Raw genomic sequence first — 16,465 nt, 5'->3', positions numbered from 1 at the left:
CGCACTCGTGAGCCCTGGAGCCGCGCACAGCGCTTCCCCCTCCGCGACGGACACCGCGGCATCCGCGGCGGCCACGGACCGACGCCCGCCCGCGACGGTCACGTTGATCACCGGCGACAAGGTGACGGTGGCTCAGGCACCCCAGGGCAACGCCCCGGCGGTGCAGGTCGAGCGCGCACCGGGGGCCACCGGCTCCGTGCGGGTCGCCACGGAGGGCGGGGACACCTATGTGTACCCGGACGAGGCGTTGGCGTACATCGCCGCCGGACGCCTCGACAAGCAGCTGTTCAACGTCACACAGCTGGTTGCCCAGGGCTACGACGACGGGCACCTGAGCGCGCTGCCCCTCATCGTCACGCGCGCCGAGGGCTCCGCCGCCCTCAAGGCCCGCGCCGAACTGCCCGGGGCGCGGACCACGCTCAGCCTTCGCTCCGTCGGCGGCGAGGCGGTACGCGCCGAGCGGTCGAAGGCCGCCGGCCTCTGGGCGGCGCTCACCGGCTCCGGACGGGACGGCGGGCAGTCGTCGGCGCGGCTGGCCCCGCAGCCCGAGGGCGCCGCGGCGGAGCCGCGCTTCTCGGCCGGCGTCGACCAGGTGTGGCTGGACGGCCGGGCGAAGGCGACGCTGGCCGACACCACGGCGCAGGTCGGCGCGCCCGCCGCCTGGGCCGCGGGCGGCACCGGGGCGGGGGTACGGGTCGCCGTCCTGGACAGCGGGGTGGACGCCGGCCATCCGGACCTGGTGGACCGCGTCGTGGCGACCCGCAGCTTCGTCGGGGGTGACGGCGTCGTCGACCGGAACGGGCACGGCACCCACACGGCGTCCACCGTCGCCGGCACCGGCGCCGCCTCGGACGGCAAGGAGCGGGGGGTCGCCCCCGGCGCCGACCTGGTCGTCGGCAAGGTCCTCGGCGACAACGGATCGGGGACCGTGTCCGGGATCATCGCCGGCATGGAGTGGGCGGTGCGGACCGAGCACGCCAAGGTCGTCAGCATGAGCCTGGGCGTCAGCGGCTGGCACACGCAGGACGATCCGATGAGCCAGGCCGTGAACCGGCTGAGCGCCGAGACCGGTGCGCTCTTCGTCGTCGCCGCGGGCAACGACGGGCCCGGGGCCTACAGCCTCGCCGCGCCGGGGACGGCCGACGCCGCGCTCACCGTGGGCGCGGTCGACGCGTCCGACCACCTCGCCGAGTTCTCCAGCGCCGGCCCGCGCATGAACGGCGACGCCCTCAAGCCCGACATGACCGCCCCCGGCGTGGACGTGCTGGCGGCGCGCTCGCAGTACATGGAGTGGGGCGAGGGCTACTACCGGGTCGACAGCGGCACCTCCATGGCCACGCCCCACGTCGCCGGGGCGGCCGTGCTGCTGGCGCAGAAGCACCCGCTCTGGACGGGGCAGCGGATCAAGGACGCCCTGATGGGCACCAGCGTCCCGACCCCCGGCTACAGCCCCTACCAGGCCGGGACCGGCCGGCTGGACGTGGCCGCCGCGTACACCGAGGACGCGGTCGTGGCGACCGGATCGGTCGACGCGGGGCTCGTCCGGTGGGCGCCCGGTGCGCAGCGGCCGCCGGTCAAGCGGAAGATCACCTACACCAACACCACCGCCCGCCCCGTCACGTTGCGGCTCTCCGTCGACCGCGGCGACTCCCCGGCGGGGGTGTTCGCGCTCTCCGGCGACCGGATAACGGTGCCCGCGAACGGCACGGCCACGGCCGAGGTCGTGGCGAACGCCCAGGGCCTGGCGGCGGGCCAGTACGCCGCGCTCGTCACCGCACGCCACGCGGGCGGTGAGCTGCACACGGCGGCGGGGATCTCCGTCGAGTCCGAGAAGCACGACCTGACGGTCCGGCTGAAGGACCGTGACGGCCGTCCCGTGAGCGGCGAGGTCGAGGTCAGGAGCGCGGACGGCACGTCCACCTACCTGTGGGTCCCCGACGGATCGCTCACCAGCCGCTGGGCGCCGGGCACCTACATGGTCTCGTCGCTGGCGGACGTACGGGGCCTGGCCGGACCCCACTCCCTCGGCCTCGCGGTGCTGACGGCCCCCGAGGTCGAGCTCACCGGCGACCGCGTCGTGGAACTGGACGCCTCCCGCGCCCGCCAGGTGAAGGTGGCGACGCCCCGGCCGACCGGCGTCGTGAGCAGCAGGATCGACCTGTACCGCTCCTTCACCTCCGCCACCCCCACGCCCGGCGACGCCAACGCGCTGCGCGAGCGGATCTGGCCCTCGGCCGTCTACGACAGCCTGTGGGCGCTGCCGACCAAGGACACGGTACGCAAGGGCAGTTTCGCCTTCACCACCCGCATCCGCGCCGAGCAGACGCCGCTGGCGATCACCTACCGGGGCCGGCACCTCGACGACGCCCTCGTGCAGCCCGGCTCCCGGCCGATGCGGGACGGCACCTCGCACCTGGACGCCGTCTTCGCCGGCACCGGCTCACAGGCCGAGTACGCCGGGGTGTCCGCACGCGGCCGGGCCGTGGTGGTCCGCGGCAGCGACGCCGTGGCCCCCGCCGACCAGGCGGCCGCGGCGCACGCCGCCGGCGCGGCGCTGCTCGTGGTCGTCAACGACCGCGAGGGGCGCAAGAGCGACTGGTACGGGGAACCGGACCAGGTGACGTCCGGACAGGTCCCGGTCGCGTCCCTGACCCTGGACGAGGGCGAGGAGCTGATCCGGGAGATCGCCGGAGCGGGCGGGAAGGCCGTACGGCTCGCCGTCGAGGCGCATCCCGCGCCGGCGTACCTGTACGACCTGGTCGACCAGCACCTCGGCAAGGTGCCCGCGGACCCGTCGGCCAGGACGGACGCCCGGAGTCTCGCCCGCGTCGACGTCGACTTCACCCCGCCCCCGGGGCGGCGGGTCTTCGAGTCGCGGCTGGACTTCCCCTCCTACGACTACCCGCCGTACAAGGGGTTCTCGCCCAACGCGCTCCCGGCCGAGACGGCCGCCCCCGGGCGCCGCACCGAGTGGGTCACCGCGGGCGTCCAGTGGCAGCAGAACGCCGCGCTGGACGGCTGGGGCAGTTCGTCCACCGACCTGGTGACCTACCGGCCGGGCAGCGTGCACAAGGACCGCTGGTACGGGCCGATCACGCGGCCCCGCATGATCACCTCCGATCTCCCCTACCGCGGCGAGAACGCGATGAGCGCCTACATCCAGGGCTTCGGCGACGCGGGTTCGGCGCACAGCGGCGGATCGGGCATGTACCAGGCGATCTCGTTCTACCAGGGCGACCGGGAGCTGTCCCGGATGGAGGGCTACCCCTGGTTCGGCGTCGGTGACCTGGCGCCGGAGCCGCTCCCCTACCGGCTGGTCGTCGACACCAAGGGCGACCCCGGGCTCAGCCCGTACTCGACCGCCACCCGCACCGAGTGGCGCTTCACCTCCGGCGCACCGGAGGACGTACAGGCCGTCCCCCTGGTGCAGTTGGACTACGGCACGGAGCTGGACGCCGAGGGCAGGGCGGAGCGCGGGTCGGAACTCGCCGTCACCCCGGTGGTCCTCGGGAGCTCGGCCGCGGCGGACGCGGTCTCCTCCGTCCGGCTCGACGTCTCCTACGACGACGGGGTCACCTGGCTGCGGCAGGGACTGAAGGAGAAGAAGGGAACCTGGCGCGCGGCTCTCGACGCGCCGGGCCGCGCCGGCTACGTGTCGATCCGCGTCACCGCGGAGCAGCGCAACGGCGGCGGCGTCACCCAGACCGTCACCCGGGCCTTCGGCCTGAAGTGACGTCCTGACGGGCCGGTGCCCGGCACGACCACGTGCCGGACACCGGCCTTTCGCATGCCCGAAGCCAGCGATCTTGCGTAGAGCACTCAATAAATTGCGTTGTGTTCGCGGACGCGATGCACCGAAGCCGCGCCCCGGCCGAGCACCTTGGCGGATCTGCCAGGATCGACGCCGCCACCGCGCACGCTCCGTCGTACGCAAGCGCTCCGCAAGCGACGCAAGCGCCAGCGGATGCCAACTGCGCCTGGATTACAAGCTGTTGACAAATCCGAGACGCCCGAGAAACCTAATGACGCGCTTTCCGCAAGAAGTTGACTGCCTGACTCAATTGGCGTGCATGGCCGGCTCTCCCGACGGAGCGGCCCTCCCCGGTCACTCCTTCCCCTGCTCCCGCTGCACCTCGCGCTCTCCCCGGTTCCTCCTCGCCCGCCGCCTGCCGCGCGCCCCGCCCCCCACGGAATAGAGGACCCCATGCGTTGGAGACCCCTCGGCCGACGGTCGCTGTCCGCCGCCGCCCTGGCCGGGCTCACGACCCTCGCGCTGCTGCCGCTGTCCGCCCCCGCGGCGGCTGCCCCCACCGCCTCGGACGTCGCCGCCGCCGACGTCAACCTCGCCCTGGGCCGCCCCGCGACCGCGGGCGGCTCCCACGGCGAGTACCCGGCCGGGAACACCACCGACGGCACCCAGGCCTCCTACTGGGAGGGCCCGGCCGGCTCCTTCCCCCAGTGGGTGCAGGTCGACCTCGGCGCGACCCGCGGCGTCGACCGGATCGTGCTGAAGCTGCCCTCCGGATGGGAGACCCGGACCGAGACGCTGTCCCTGCAGGGCAGCACCAACGGCACCTCGTTCAGCACGCTCGCCGCCTCGGCGGGGCGGGTGTTCAACCCGGCGCAGGCCAACACCGTCGCGGTGGACCTGGCATCGCCCGCCGACGCCCGCTACGTCCGCGTGAACGTCACCGGCAACACCGGCTGGAACGCCGCCCAGTTGTCGGAGCTGGAGGTGTACGGCGAGGACGGCGGCCCGACCGACCCGCCGCCCACCGGCACCAACCTGGCGCGCAACAAGCCCGTCGAGGCGACCTCCTCGGTGCAGAACTTCGTCGCAGCCAACGCCACCGACGACTCCACGTCCACCTACTGGGAGGCGGCCGGCCACCCGGCGGACCTCACCGTCAAGCTCGGCTCGGCCGCGGACGTCACCGGCGTCGTGGTCAAGCTCAACCCCGACCCGGCGTGGGGGGCCCGCACCCAGGCCGTCCAGGTGCTGGGCCGCGCGCCGTCCGGGACCGGATTCACCTCGCTGCGCGACCGCGCCGACTACTCCTTCAGCCCCGGCACGGGCAACGCGGTGACCATCCCGGTCAGCGGGCGCTGGGAGGACGTACGGCTGCGGTTCTTCGCCAACTCCGGCGCGCCCGGCGGTCAGGTCGCGGAGTTCCAGGTCGTCGGCACCGCCGCGCCCGCTCCCGACCTCACCGTCACGGGTCTGAGCTGGTCGCCGGCGACCCCGTCCGAGCGGGACGCGGTCACCGTGAACACCGGGGTCCGCAACGCGGGCACCGCGCGCTCCGCGGCGACGACCGTGGACGTGAGCGTGGAGGGCACGGTCGCCGGGTCCGCCGCGGTGCCCGCCCTCGACCCGGGCGAGTCCGCCACGGTCGCCGTCGCCACCGGCACCCGCGCGGCCGGCAGCTACGCGGTCTCCGCGGTCGTCGACCCGCGCAACACGGTGGCCGAGCTGGACGACAGCAACAACAGCCGCAACGCCGCGGACCGGCTGGTCGTCAGCCAGGCCCCGGGGCCGGACCTCGAGGTCACCGGCATCACCACCAACCCGTCCAATCCGGCCGTGGGTTCGTCCGTCTCCTTCACCGTCGCCGTGCACAACCGCGGTACGACGGCCGCGGCGGCGGGTTCGGTGACCCGGCTGCAGGCCGGCTCCACCACGCTGAACGGCACAACCGGCCAGGTCGCGGCGGGCGCGACGGTGAACGTGGCGATCAGCGGCACCTGGACGGCGACCGCCGGCGGCGCCACCCTCACGGCCACCGCGGACGCCACCGGCGTGGTCGCCGAGACCAACGAGAACAACAACGTGCTGGCCAAGCCCCTCGTCGTCGGGCGCGGCGCGGCCGTGCCGTACACCGAGTACGAGGCGGAGAACGGCCGCTACCAGGGCACCCTGCTCACGGCGGACGCCAAGCGGACCTTCGGGCACACCAACTTCGCCACCGAGTCCTCCGGCCGCAGGTCCGTCCGCCTCGACTCCGGCGGCCAGTACGTCGAGTTCACCTCCACCACGCCCACCAACTCCATCGTGGTGCGCAACTCCGTCCCCGACGCCCCGGGCGGCGGCGGATCGGACGCCACGATCAGCCTCTACGCCGACGGCACGTTCGTGCAGAAGCTGTCCCTGTCCTCCAAGCACAGCTGGCTGTACGGCAGCACCGACGACCCGGAGGGGCTCACCAACCGGCCCGGCGGCGACGCACGGCGGCTGTTCGACGAGTCGCACGCGCTGCTGTCCCGCAGCTACCCGCAGGGCACCACCTTCCGCCTGCAGCGTGACGCGGGCGACTCGGCGGCCTACTACGTCATCGACCTGATCGACCTGGAGCAGGTCGCCGCCCCGCTGAGCAAGCCGGCCAACTGCACGTCGATCACCGAGTACGGGGCCGTCCCCGGCGACGGGCTCGACGACACCGACGCCATCCAGCGGGCGGTCACCGCCGACCAGAACGGCCAGATCGCCTGCGTGTGGATCCCGGCCGGGCAGTGGCGCCAGGAGCAGAAGATCCTCACCGACGACCCGCTCAACCGCGGCCAGTACAACCAGGTCGGCATCAGGGACGTCACCATCCGCGGCGCGGGCATGTGGCACTCCCAGCTCTACACCCTGACCCCGCCGCAGAACGCGGGCGGCATCAACCATCCGCACGAGGGCAACTTCGGCTTCGACATCGACGACAACACCCAGATCTCCGACATCGCCATCTTCGGCTCGGGCACGATCCGCGGCGGCGACGGCAACGCCGAGGGCGGCGTCGGCCTCAACGGGCGCTTCGGCAAGGACACGAAGATCACCAACGTGTGGATCGAGCACGCCAACGTGGGCGTCTGGGCCGGCCGCGACTACTCCAACATCCCCGAGCTGTGGGGCCCCGGCGACGGGCTGGAGTTCTCCGGGGTGCGGATCCGCGACACCTACGCCGACGGCATCAACTTCGCCAACGGCACCCGCAACTCCACCGTGTTCAACTCCTCCTTCCGCAACACCGGCGACGACGCGCTGGCGGTCTGGGCCAGCAAGTACGTCAAGGACACCTCCGTCGACGTCGGCCACGACAACCACTTCAGGAACAACACCGTCCAACTGCCCTGGCGCGCCAACGGCATCGCGGTCTACGGCGGCTACGGCAACACCATCGAGAACAACATCGTCTCCGACACGATGAACTACCCGGGCATCATGCTCGCCACCGACCACGACCCGATCCCGTTCTCCGGGCAGACGCTCATCTCGGGCAACGCCCTGTACCGGACCGGCGGCGCGTTCTGGGGCGAGGCGCAGGAGTTCGGCGCCATCACGCTCTTCGCCCAGGGCACGGACATCCCGGGCGTGACCATCCGGGACACCGAGATCCACGACTCGACCTACGACGGCATCCAGTTCAAGACCGGCGGCGGCACGATGCCCGGCGTCAAGGTCACCGACGTCCGCATCGACAACTCCGTGAACGGCTCCGGCATCCTCGCGATGAGCGGCGCCCGCGGCAGTGCCACCCTGACCAACGTCACCATCACGAACTCGGCCCAGGGCAGCGTACTGATCGAGCCCGGCTCCCAGTTCACGATCAGCGGCTCACCGAACGGCGCGGCCTCCGCGCGCAGGTCCCTCTGAGACCGGCGGGGTCCCCGGCTCCCCCGGAGCCGGGGACCCCGCCCGGTGCCGGACCGGCCCGGCGACCGGCGCCCGCGCCACGAACGTGTGCACGACGCCGGTCTGCCAGCCGGGCAGGGGCAGCACCCGGACCTGCGTGAATCCAGCCCGCCGCAGCCGTCCGGCGAAGGCGTCAGCGGTGTCGAAGGCGAGGACGCTGCGCCACAGGTGCTCGTACAGGGAGCGGTCCCCGGTCAGCCGGGCGACGGGCAGCAGCAGCCCCCGGCACACCGCCGTCCACACCGCGCGATGGCACGGCCTGCCGCTGAGGGTGTACTCGTGGATCGCGATGCGCCCGCCGGGGGCCATCGCGTCCCGCACCCGGGCGAGGACCAGATCGGTGTCGGCCACGTTGCGGAAGAGGTAGGCGGCGAACACCGCGTCGAAAGGACCGGCGGCCCCCGCTTCCGCCAGCCGCTCGGCCGGGGCGTGCACGAACGTCACGCCGGGACCCCACCGTTTGGCGGCCGCCATCCGGAGCATGCCCGCCGAGGCGTCGACGGCGGTGATCCGGGCCCGCGGCGCCGCGGTGAGCAGCGCGGCCGTGGACGCGCCGGTGCCGCACCCCAGGTCCAGCAGCCGCATCCCCGACCCGCCGGCGGGCAGTCGCAGCCGCCGGGCCGACCGCCGCAGATGGGCGTGGTAACCCGGATTGGCGGCGACCATCCGGTCGTAGAGCGTGGCCGCGTGGTCGAACGCGGACGCGAGTTCACCATCGTGCATCACGGTCATGACGGGCTCCTGCGCTGCCGGGACTGCGGGACGGGACTGCGGGACGGGACTGCGGGGCGGGACTGCGGGACGGGACGGACGCGCTCCGCGCCCGGCCGCTGCCCATCCCACCCCGGCCCACCGCGCGGCGCACCCCGGCGCGGCCCGTCCACGGACGGGTCAACAACCGCGTGTCCGGCCCGGCCGTCGTCCTCGCGGGCCGCGCGAGCGGCGATCATCGCCACAACCGCTGCGCACGCACCACCGTCCGGGAGGATCCGTTGACCGAGGCCGGAGTCCGCGGCGCCGCCGACGTCGTGATCGTCGGGGCGGGCGCCGCCGGACTGTCCCTGGCGCACCGACTGACGACCGCGCCGGGCCCGGACGGCCGCCCCGCGTCGATCGTGCTCGTCGAGCCCCCGGCGGGCTCCCCCGTGCTCTCGCCGGCACGCACCTGGTGCTCCTGGGCGGACGGGCGCGACGAGTTCGACGACCTGGTCGCCGCCCGCTGGCACCGGCTGCGGATCACCGCCAGGGACGGCCGCCGCGTCTCGTTCACGTCCCCGCGCGCGTACCGGATGATCCGTTCGGCCGACTTCCTCCACGGGGTCGGCGCGCTGCTCGCCGGCCGGCCCGGCGTACGCAGGGTGGAGGCGACCGTGGACGAGGTGCGCGACGTGCCGGGCGGCGCCGAGGTCCTCGGCCGCGACGCCGAGGGCCGTCCGGTCCGGCTGCGCGCCCGCTGGGCCTTCGACTCGCGGCCCCCGGGCGAACTGCCGCCCGCCCGCACCACGCTCCTGCAGCACTTCAGGGGCTGGTTCGTCACCACCGGCACCGACCGCTTCGAGCCCGGCGTGGCCGACCTGATGGACTTCCGCACCCCGCAGCCCGCGCACGGGCTGTCCTTCGCCTACGTGCTGCCCTTCACACCGCGCGAGGCACTGGTGGAGTACACCGAGTTCTCCGCCGCGCCGCTGACCGGGCCCGCCTACGACGCGGCTCTGGAGGAGTACGTGCACCGCGTGTGGCGGCCGGACGGCCATGTGGTCACCGCGGTCGAGCAGGGGGTCATCCCCATGACGGACGGCCGGTTCCCCCGGTCCGCGGGAGAGAGCGTGTTCCGCATCGGGGTGGCCGGTGGCGCGACCCGGCCCTCCACGGGCTACGCCTTCGCGGCCATCCAGCGGCAGTCGGCCGCGGTGGCCGCCGCCTGGCACGCCGGCCGGACCCCGCGGCCCCCGGTGCCGCACGCGGGCCGCCACCGACTCATGGACGCCGTCATGCTGCGTGCCCTGGCGACCGGCCGGGCCGGCGGGGCGGCGTTCTTCGAGGGCCTGTTCCGGCGCAATCCCCCGGAGCGGGTCCTGCGCTTCCTCGACGGCACGTCGACCCTGCGCGACGAATGGGCCATCGGCATGGGCACGCCGGTGCCCGCCATGCTGCGCTCGCTGCTGGAACTCCCGCTGGTCCCGCGACGAAAGGCCACCGCATGCCCGTGAACCCCCCGTCCCGGCCGGCCCGTCCCGGCCGCGACCGCAAGGCCGTGCTGTGGCCGGCGCGGGGCGGTGCCGCCCGGGTGCCCGCGCCCGCTCCCCGCGCGGCCGTGGTGGGCGGCGGGATCGCCGGGATCGCGGCCGCCGTCGCGCTCGCCGAACGCGGTGTGCGCGTCGACCTGCTGGAACGGGAGGAGACGCTCGGCGGCCGGGCGGCCGGATGGCGGACCGCTCTGGCCGACGGCCGGCAGGTCACGATGAGCCGGGGCTTCCACGCCTTCTTCCGCCAGTACTACAACCTCCGCGCGCTGCTCCGCCGGACCGACCCGGGTCTTCTCCGGCTGCGGCCGCTCGCCGACTACCCGCTGCAGCGCGCCACCGGCGCCCGCGACGGCTTCCGCCACGTGCCGCGCACACCGCCGTGGAGCGTACTGGGCTTCGTCGCCCTCAGCCCCGCCTTCGGCTGGTCGGGCCTGACCCGGATGAACCCGCGGGCCGCCCTGCCGCTGCTCGACGTCCGCGTGCCCGAGGTGTACGAGCGGCTCGACGCGGTGAGCGCGTCCGCCTTCCTGGACGAGGTCCGGTTCCCGGAGGACGCCCGCGACCTCGCCTTCGAGGTGTTCTCCCGCAGCTTCTTCGCCGATCCGAAGGAGCTGTCCGCCGCGGAACTGGTGCTGATGTTCCACATCTACTTCCTGGGGTCCTCCGAAGGACTGCTGTTCGACGTGCCCGGCGAGCCCTACCCGCAGGCGCTCTGGGAACCGCTCGCCGCGCACCTGTCCGGCCTCGGGGCCCGCGTCCGCACCGGCAGCACCGTCCTGGCCGTGAGTCCCGAGGACGAGGGCTTCCGCCTGGCGGTCGCCGCCACCGGTACGCCGTCCCCGACGCCGGAGGAGCACCGCTACGACGCCGTCGTCCTCGCCCTCGACACGGCCGGCCTGCAGGCCGTGGCCGCGGCGTCGCCCGGTGTGGGGACCGGCGCCTGGCGCGCGGGGGTCGAACGGCTGCGCCAGGCACCGCCGTTCCTGGTCTCGCGCTACTGGCTGGACCGCCCCGTACGGCAGGACCGGCCGGGGTTCCTGGGGACGAGCGGTTACGGCCCGGTGGACAACGTCAGCGTCCTCAGCCACTGGGAGGGAGAGGCGGCCCGCTGGGCGGCGGCAACCGGCGGCTCGGTCGTGGAACTCCACGCCTACGCGGTCGGCCCGGCGGCCGACCGCGGCTCCGTCCAGGACGCGATGCGCCGCGAACTGTCGCGGATCCACCCCGATTGCGGCGCGGCGGCCGTGGTCGACAGCCGCCACGAATGGCGGTCCGACTGCCCGCTGTTCGCCGTGGGCGGCTACCGGGACCGGCCCACCGTCCGCACGTCCCACCCCAGGCTGGTGCTGGCCGGCGACCATGTGCGGACCGCGCTCCCCGTCGCCCTGATGGAACGGGCGGCCACCACCGGCATGGAGGCGGCGAACGCCCTCCTGGCCACCTGGGGGGTGCGCGGCCACCCGCTGTGGTCGGTCCCGGTCGGTGGCCGCAATCCCGTCATGCGCGCGCTGGCACGCCGGGGCTGACCGCGCCGCGCCGCCCCCGCCGTGCGCCGGCGGGGTCTCAGCCGGGGAACCGGCCCTGGCCGCGCAGGGCGTAGCGGCGCTCGGCGTAGGCGAGGTCGTCCCGCCACAGGCGGGCGGCGGTGCGCCGCAGCAACGGCCGCAGCAGCGGTGCGGCGCGGCGCGCGAGGGTGAAGCCGGGACGTGGTGAGTGGGCGACGACGGCCTCGGTCACGGCGGTGCGCGGCCGTCCGTCGCCGCCGGGGCCGAGCGGGGTGGCGTGGGTCTCGACGACGCTGCCGGCGCCCTCCCCCGAGACGATCCGCATCACCACGGTGCGCGGCCCGGGCGCGGTGAACTCGGCCCGTACCGGGACGCCGAGACGCCCGCGGACCCGGAACGACACGTCGACCAGGAAGCGGTCCGCTGCGGCGCCGGAGGCGTCCGAGCCGTGGGCGGCGGGCGCCTCGACGACGGTGAGGTCCGCGAAGGAGTGCGGGTGGAACCAGGCCCCGTGCCACGGGTCGAGCCGGTTGGCGACGACGTCCTCGGGCTCGCACCGCCCGGCGACGGTCATGACCGCCGCCAGGGAGGCCGCCAGGGCGGGCCGCACGGGGACGGACGGCGCCGCCGAGGGTTCCTCACCACCGGCGGCGTCGAGGCGCACCCACACCAGCAGGCCGTCGTCGTGGGCCGGGTAGGGCTCCCACCCCGGCTGTCCCGAGGGCTTCAACGCCAGGCCGTGCCAGTGGCAGACGATCGTGCCGTCCCGCACGAAGCTCTCGCACAGCGGGGCCCCCAGGTGCGGGCAGGCGCCGGGCGCCGCCCGGACCCGCCCCCGCCGGTCGCGCCACAGCACCACTTCGAGCCCCGCCACGGTCCTCCCGGCGACGCGCCGGTCGACGACCTCGGTGCTGGGGGCCACCACGTACCAGTTGCCGGACGGACGCGCCTGGGCGCGCTTGAGCGCGGACGCGATCAGGGCGGGCCTGGCGTCCCGCCAGGTCGGCGGCTGGTCCTGCCACGCGCCGCCGGAGAGCAGGGACAGCGGATGGAACGGGCGGCCGGGGCGGCTCATACGGTCGACTCCTCGGGCGTGTCGGATGCGGTACCGCACGCCACCGTCCGCGGGGACGCCCGGTGGGTGACGCGGCTGGAGACGACGCCGGCGAGACCGCGGGCGGCCTCGCGGACGCGGCGGTGCCGGGGCACGGCCACGCGACGGTGCAGTACCGGGTAGTCGGCGGCCTCGATCTCGTCGAGGATGCCCCGGTAGAGCACCAGGGCCGTCCGGACGCAGGGGCGTGAGACGGGGGCGAGCAGGGGGATGCCGACGGCGGCGCGCAGGTACACCGCCCGGGTGAGGGCGGCGGTCTCCCGCAGGGCGCCGCGGACCCGCGGGTCGGTGGTGCCGCGCCCACGGCACCAGGTCAGCAGGGCACGGTCGGCCCCGTGGGCGGCCAGGATGTCGCCGGGGATGTAGACGCGGCCGCGGTCCAGGTCCTCCCCCACGTCGCGCAGGAAGTTGGTGAGCTGGAAGGCGACCCCGAGGGCCGCCGCCGCCGGCGCGGCCTCCTCCCGGGCGGTGACCGTGCCCAGCACCGGCAGCACCTGCAGGCCGATCACCGCGGCCGAACCGTGCATGTAGGCGGCGAGATCGGCGTAGGTGGGGTACGCGGTGACGGTCAGGTCCATCCGCATGGCGGCCATGAAGTCGGTGAACAGCGCGTGGTCGAGCCGGTGCCGGCGGACGGTGTCGGCGAGCGCGGTGACGACCGGGTGTTCCGCCCGGCCGCTGCGCAGTCCGTCCAGCAGGACCGTCTCGAGCGCGGCGAGGTCCCGCGCCCGGGACGAGGGCGCGTCGGCGCGGTGGCCGTCCTCGGCGTCGACGATGTCGTCGGCCCAGCGGGCGAAGCCGTAGAGGGCGTGGACGAAGGGGCGGCGGTCCGGGGTGAGCAGCCGGGTGGCCAGGAAGTAGGTCTTGCCGTGCCGTGCGTTCAGCGCGCGGCAGCGTGTGTAGGCGTCCCGTGTCGCGGGCTCGGTGATCCCGGCGGCGTCGAGTTCGCGGGTGGTCACAGGACGGCCCTCCGTGGCCGCCGCCGTGCCACCGCGCGGTCCCCGGCGATGCGGGCGGCGGCGAGCTTCCCGGAGATCAGCACGGTGGGCACTCCGACGCCCGGGACGGTCCCGCAGCCGGCCAGGACGACGTTCCCGGCGCCGGGCACGAGGTTGCGGGAGCGGAAGGGGCCCGTCTGGGCGAAGGTGTGGGCGGCGGAGAAGGGCGTGCCCGCCGCGTGCCCCGCCGCCGCCCAGTCGGCGGGCGACACCGTGCGCAGGGTCTCGACGGAGGCCTCGAACCCCTCCAGCCCGCGCTTGTCCAGTTCCTCCATCAGGCGGTCCCGGTAGACGGGAGCCAGCTGGTCCCAGTCGACGCGGCCGGTGGCCAGGTTGGGGCAGGGGGCGAGGACGTAGTGCAGGTGCCGGCCCTCGGGTGCGAGGGACGGGTCGGTGGTCGTGGGGCGGGTGATCAGGAGCGAGGGGTCGCTCATGAGGCGTCCGAGACGGGTCAGTTCGTCGAAGGTCCTGGTCCAGGCGGCGCCGAAGGAGAGGGTGTGGTGCGCCAGTTGCGGCCAGGTGCGGCGGGTCCCGGCGTGCAGCACGAACGCGGACGGGGACCAGCGCAGCCGTACCGGGCGCCGGGGGACGCGCCCCAGGAGCCGGTGCGCCACCGGCAGGTCGGGCGTGAGCACCACGGCGTCGCAGGGGATGCGTTCGCCCTCGCGGGTGCGGACGGCCGTCACCCTGCCGCCGTAACCGCGTTCGAGGGCGGCGACCTCGCTGCCGTAGCGGAGGTCGGCCCCGGCGTCGGTGGCCTCGGCGGCGAGCCCGCGGGCGACCGCGTGCATGCCGCCGCGCGGGAAGTACACGCCGGCGACGGTGTCCATGTAGGCGATGACGGCGTAGGCGGCCAGTGCCCGGGCGGGCGGCACCCCGGCGTACAGCGCCTGGAAGGAGAACACCCGCTGCAGGCGCTCGTCCCGGACGAAGCGCGCGATGCGCGGCTGCAGCCGGCCGAATCCGCCGAGCGCCGCCAGCCGGGCTAGGTCGGGGGTGAGCAGGGACAGGGGCGAGTCGAAGTTGACGTCGATGAAGCTGCGCATCTGGACCCGGTACAGCTCGCCCAGCCAGGACCGCAGCCGCCGGTACCCCTCGGCCTCGCGCCCGCCCGCGAACCGGGCGACCTCGGCCTCCATCACGTCCGGGTCGGTGTGGACGTCGAGGGCCGAGCCGTCGGCGAACCGCGCGCGGTAGGCGGGGTGCAGCGCCCGCAGTTCCACGCGCGAGGCGAGGGTGCCGCCGGTGGCCGCGAACGCCTCTTCGAGGAGGTCGGGCATGGTCAGGACGGTCGGTCCCGTGTCGATGCGGTAGCCCCGCAGTTCGAGCAGGCCCGCGCGGCCCCCGGGTCCCGCGGCGCGTTCCAGTACGGTCACCCGGCGCCCGGCGCCCAGCAGGTGGAGGGTGGCGGCGAGACCGGACAGCCCGGCGCCGACGACGACCACGTGGTCGGTGCGGCCCTGGACGGTCCTCATCGGCGGGCCTCCTCGCGTCGGGGCGCCCGGTGGGCGGCGGGCGTCATGCGAGGGCCACCGCGCCGATGCGGCGGGCCAGCCCGGCCAGCGGACGGATGCCCCGCGGCGCGAGGAGACCGGTCGTCAGGAGAGCGGCGGCCTCGTCGGCCAGCGCGGCGATCCTGGCCTCCACCGCCTGCACCGCGCCCAGTTCCCGCAACAGCCCGCGGAACGCCTTCACCTCCGTCTCGTCCGCGAGGGGGTTGCCGAGCGTGGCACGGACGCGGGCCTCGGCTCCGGGCGAGCCGGACCTGCGGGCCAGTTGCACCGCCACGGCGGTCAGGTAGGTGGGCTTCCCCGAACGGATGTCGTCGCCCGACGGCTTGCCGGTCTCCGCGGGGTCGCCGTAGAGGCCCAACAGGTCGTCACGGAGCTGGAAGGCCAGGCCGGTCCGGCGGCCGAACTCGTGCAGGACCTCGGTGGTGCGGTCGTCCGCGCCGGCGGCGACGGCGCCCACGGCCAGGGGGCGGGCGACGCTGTAGAGGGCGGACTTCAGCTCGGCGGTGCGCAGCGCCGCCTGCGGGTCGTCGGAGCGCTCGGCCTGCAGGCGCAGCTCCATGTGCTGGCCCACCACCATCTCCGAGCGCATGGCCTGCCACAGTTCCTCGACGCGGCGCCGTACGACGGGATCCATCGGCACCGTCCGGAGCAGGTCTTCGGCCCACACCAGGGCCAGGTCCCCGGCCAGCACGGCCTGGGCGAACCCGTAGGCGGCCGCGTCACCGGACCAGCCGGCCACGCGGTGCTCACGGGCGAAGTGGGCGTGCACCGCGGGCCCGCCGCGCCGGGTGTCCGAACGGTCCATCACGTCGTCGTGGATCAGCGCGCAGGCCTGGAGCAGCTCCAGCGCCGCCCCCAGCCGCACCGGCACCGCGATCCCCTCCCCGGAGGGCGGCCCGCCGGCGCAGAGCCAGCCCCACCACACGCATCGTGCGCGCAGCCGGGCCCCGCCCCGTGAGACGAACTCCGCGAGGACGCCGGCCAGGGCGGCGTCGGCGGGCAGGACACCCGATCCGGTGAGGCTCCGCTCGGCCATGTAGGCGGACAGTTCGGCCTCGACCGCCGCCACCACCTCGGTGTCCGCTCCCGCATCCGAGCTTCCCACGTCGGCCTCTCGGTCGGTGTCCCGGGCGGCCGTGCTCCGCGTGCGAAGACGGCTCCCACTGGCGACCGCTTCCGGCCCCCGCGGCCTCGGAGCCGCGTGCCCCCGCCGGGAGGACGTCCCCACGGCGACGCGCGGACACCCCACGGGGATGCGCGGTCGCTCCCGACTCTGGCACCGGCCCCGCCACCGCGCATCCGGGGGCCGCCCGGGCGGGGCCCCGCTCCCTGCCGCACGCCCCTCACCCGCGAACGGGCGGAGCGCGGCGCATGACGCCGCGTCGGGCCGCACGCCCGGCACCGGGCGTGCGG

General features: G+C 75.0%; 9 protein-coding genes. 4 read left to right on the top strand and 5 right to left on the bottom strand.

What is annotated here, in order from left to right:
• Positions 1–127: 127 nt before the first annotated feature.
• Positions 128–3,733, top strand: coding sequence for a S8 family serine peptidase (locus ABZ479_RS30485; RefSeq protein WP_500464564.1), 3,606 nt, complete (start codon positions 128–130; stop codon positions 3,731–3,733).
• Between the two features lie 471 nt (positions 3,734–4,204).
• Complete coding sequence (locus ABZ479_RS30480) at positions 4,205–7,636, top strand: CARDB domain-containing protein (RefSeq protein ID WP_500464563.1); 3,432 nt, start codon at positions 4,205–4,207, stop codon at positions 7,634–7,636.
• On the opposite strand, the gene ABZ479_RS30475 is transcribed toward ABZ479_RS30480, so the two are convergent.
• Entirely contained in the window at positions 7,598–8,407 is an 810-nt protein-coding gene (locus tag ABZ479_RS30475) for a class I SAM-dependent methyltransferase (protein ID WP_500464562.1), read from the bottom strand. The two genes, ABZ479_RS30480 and ABZ479_RS30475, sit on opposite strands and share 39 nt — an antisense overlap.
• 260 nt (positions 8,408–8,667) lie before the next feature.
• Here ABZ479_RS30475 and ABZ479_RS30470 point away from each other — a divergent pair, with 260 nt between their 5' ends.
• Positions 8,668–9,885: a lycopene cyclase family protein gene (locus ABZ479_RS30470; RefSeq protein WP_500464561.1), complete on the top strand. Its 1,218-nt coding sequence runs from the start codon at positions 8,668–8,670 to the stop codon at positions 9,883–9,885.
• The gene (locus ABZ479_RS30465; protein WP_500464560.1) at positions 9,876–11,447 is read left to right on the top strand and encodes an FAD-dependent oxidoreductase; all 1,572 of its coding nucleotides are present in this window, start codon (positions 9,876–9,878) and stop codon (positions 11,445–11,447) included. Before ABZ479_RS30470 ends, ABZ479_RS30465 begins: the two co-directional genes overlap by 10 nt.
• A 37-nt stretch (positions 11,448–11,484) precedes the next feature.
• On the opposite strand, the gene ABZ479_RS30460 is transcribed toward ABZ479_RS30465, so the two are convergent.
• The 4 genes from ABZ479_RS30460 to ABZ479_RS30445 are packed head-to-tail and all read right to left on the bottom strand — an operon-like array spanning position 11,485 to position 16,157.
• Complete coding sequence (locus tag ABZ479_RS30460) at positions 11,485–12,501, bottom strand: Rieske (2Fe-2S) protein (RefSeq protein WP_500464559.1); 1,017 nt, start codon at positions 12,499–12,501, stop codon at positions 11,485–11,487.
• Entirely contained in the window at positions 12,498–13,499 is a 1,002-nt protein-coding gene (locus ABZ479_RS30455) for a phytoene/squalene synthase family protein (RefSeq protein ID WP_500464558.1), read from the bottom strand. The genes ABZ479_RS30460 and ABZ479_RS30455 overlap by 4 nt, the downstream gene beginning before the upstream one ends.
• Entirely contained in the window at positions 13,496–15,013 is a 1,518-nt protein-coding gene (gene crtI / locus ABZ479_RS30450; protein ID WP_500464557.1) for a phytoene desaturase family protein, read from the bottom strand. Before crtI ends, ABZ479_RS30455 begins: the two co-directional genes overlap by 4 nt.
• Positions 15,014–15,056: 43 nt before the next feature.
• A complete protein-coding gene (locus tag ABZ479_RS30445; protein ID WP_500464556.1) occupies positions 15,057–16,157 on the bottom strand; it encodes a polyprenyl synthetase family protein in 1,101 nt (366 codons plus the stop codon).
• Positions 16,158–16,465 lie beyond the last annotated feature (308 nt).

The organism is Streptomyces sp. NPDC005722 (assembly GCF_040630935.1).
Taxonomy (GTDB): domain Bacteria; phylum Actinomycetota; class Actinomycetes; order Streptomycetales; family Streptomycetaceae; genus Actinacidiphila.
This window is presented reverse-complemented; position numbering and strand designations above follow the sequence as displayed.

Bases quoted from the DNA above. Each gene is read 5' to 3' on its own strand.
- ABZ479_RS30480 (WP_500464563.1), top strand. From the start codon at position 4,205: ATGCGTTGGAGACCCCTCGGCCGACGGTCGCTGTCCGCCGCCGCCCTG.
- ABZ479_RS30475 (WP_500464562.1), bottom strand. From the start codon at position 8,407: ATGACCGTGATGCACGATGGTGAACTCGCGTCCGCGTTCGACCACGCG.
- ABZ479_RS30465 (WP_500464560.1), top strand. From the start codon at position 9,876: ATGCCCGTGAACCCCCCGTCCCGGCCGGCCCGTCCCGGCCGCGACCGC.
- ABZ479_RS30460 (WP_500464559.1), bottom strand. From the start codon at position 12,501: ATGAGCCGCCCCGGCCGCCCGTTCCATCCGCTGTCCCTGCTCTCCGGC.
- crtI (WP_500464557.1), bottom strand. From the start codon at position 15,013: ATGAGGACCGTCCAGGGCCGCACCGACCACGTGGTCGTCGTCGGCGCC.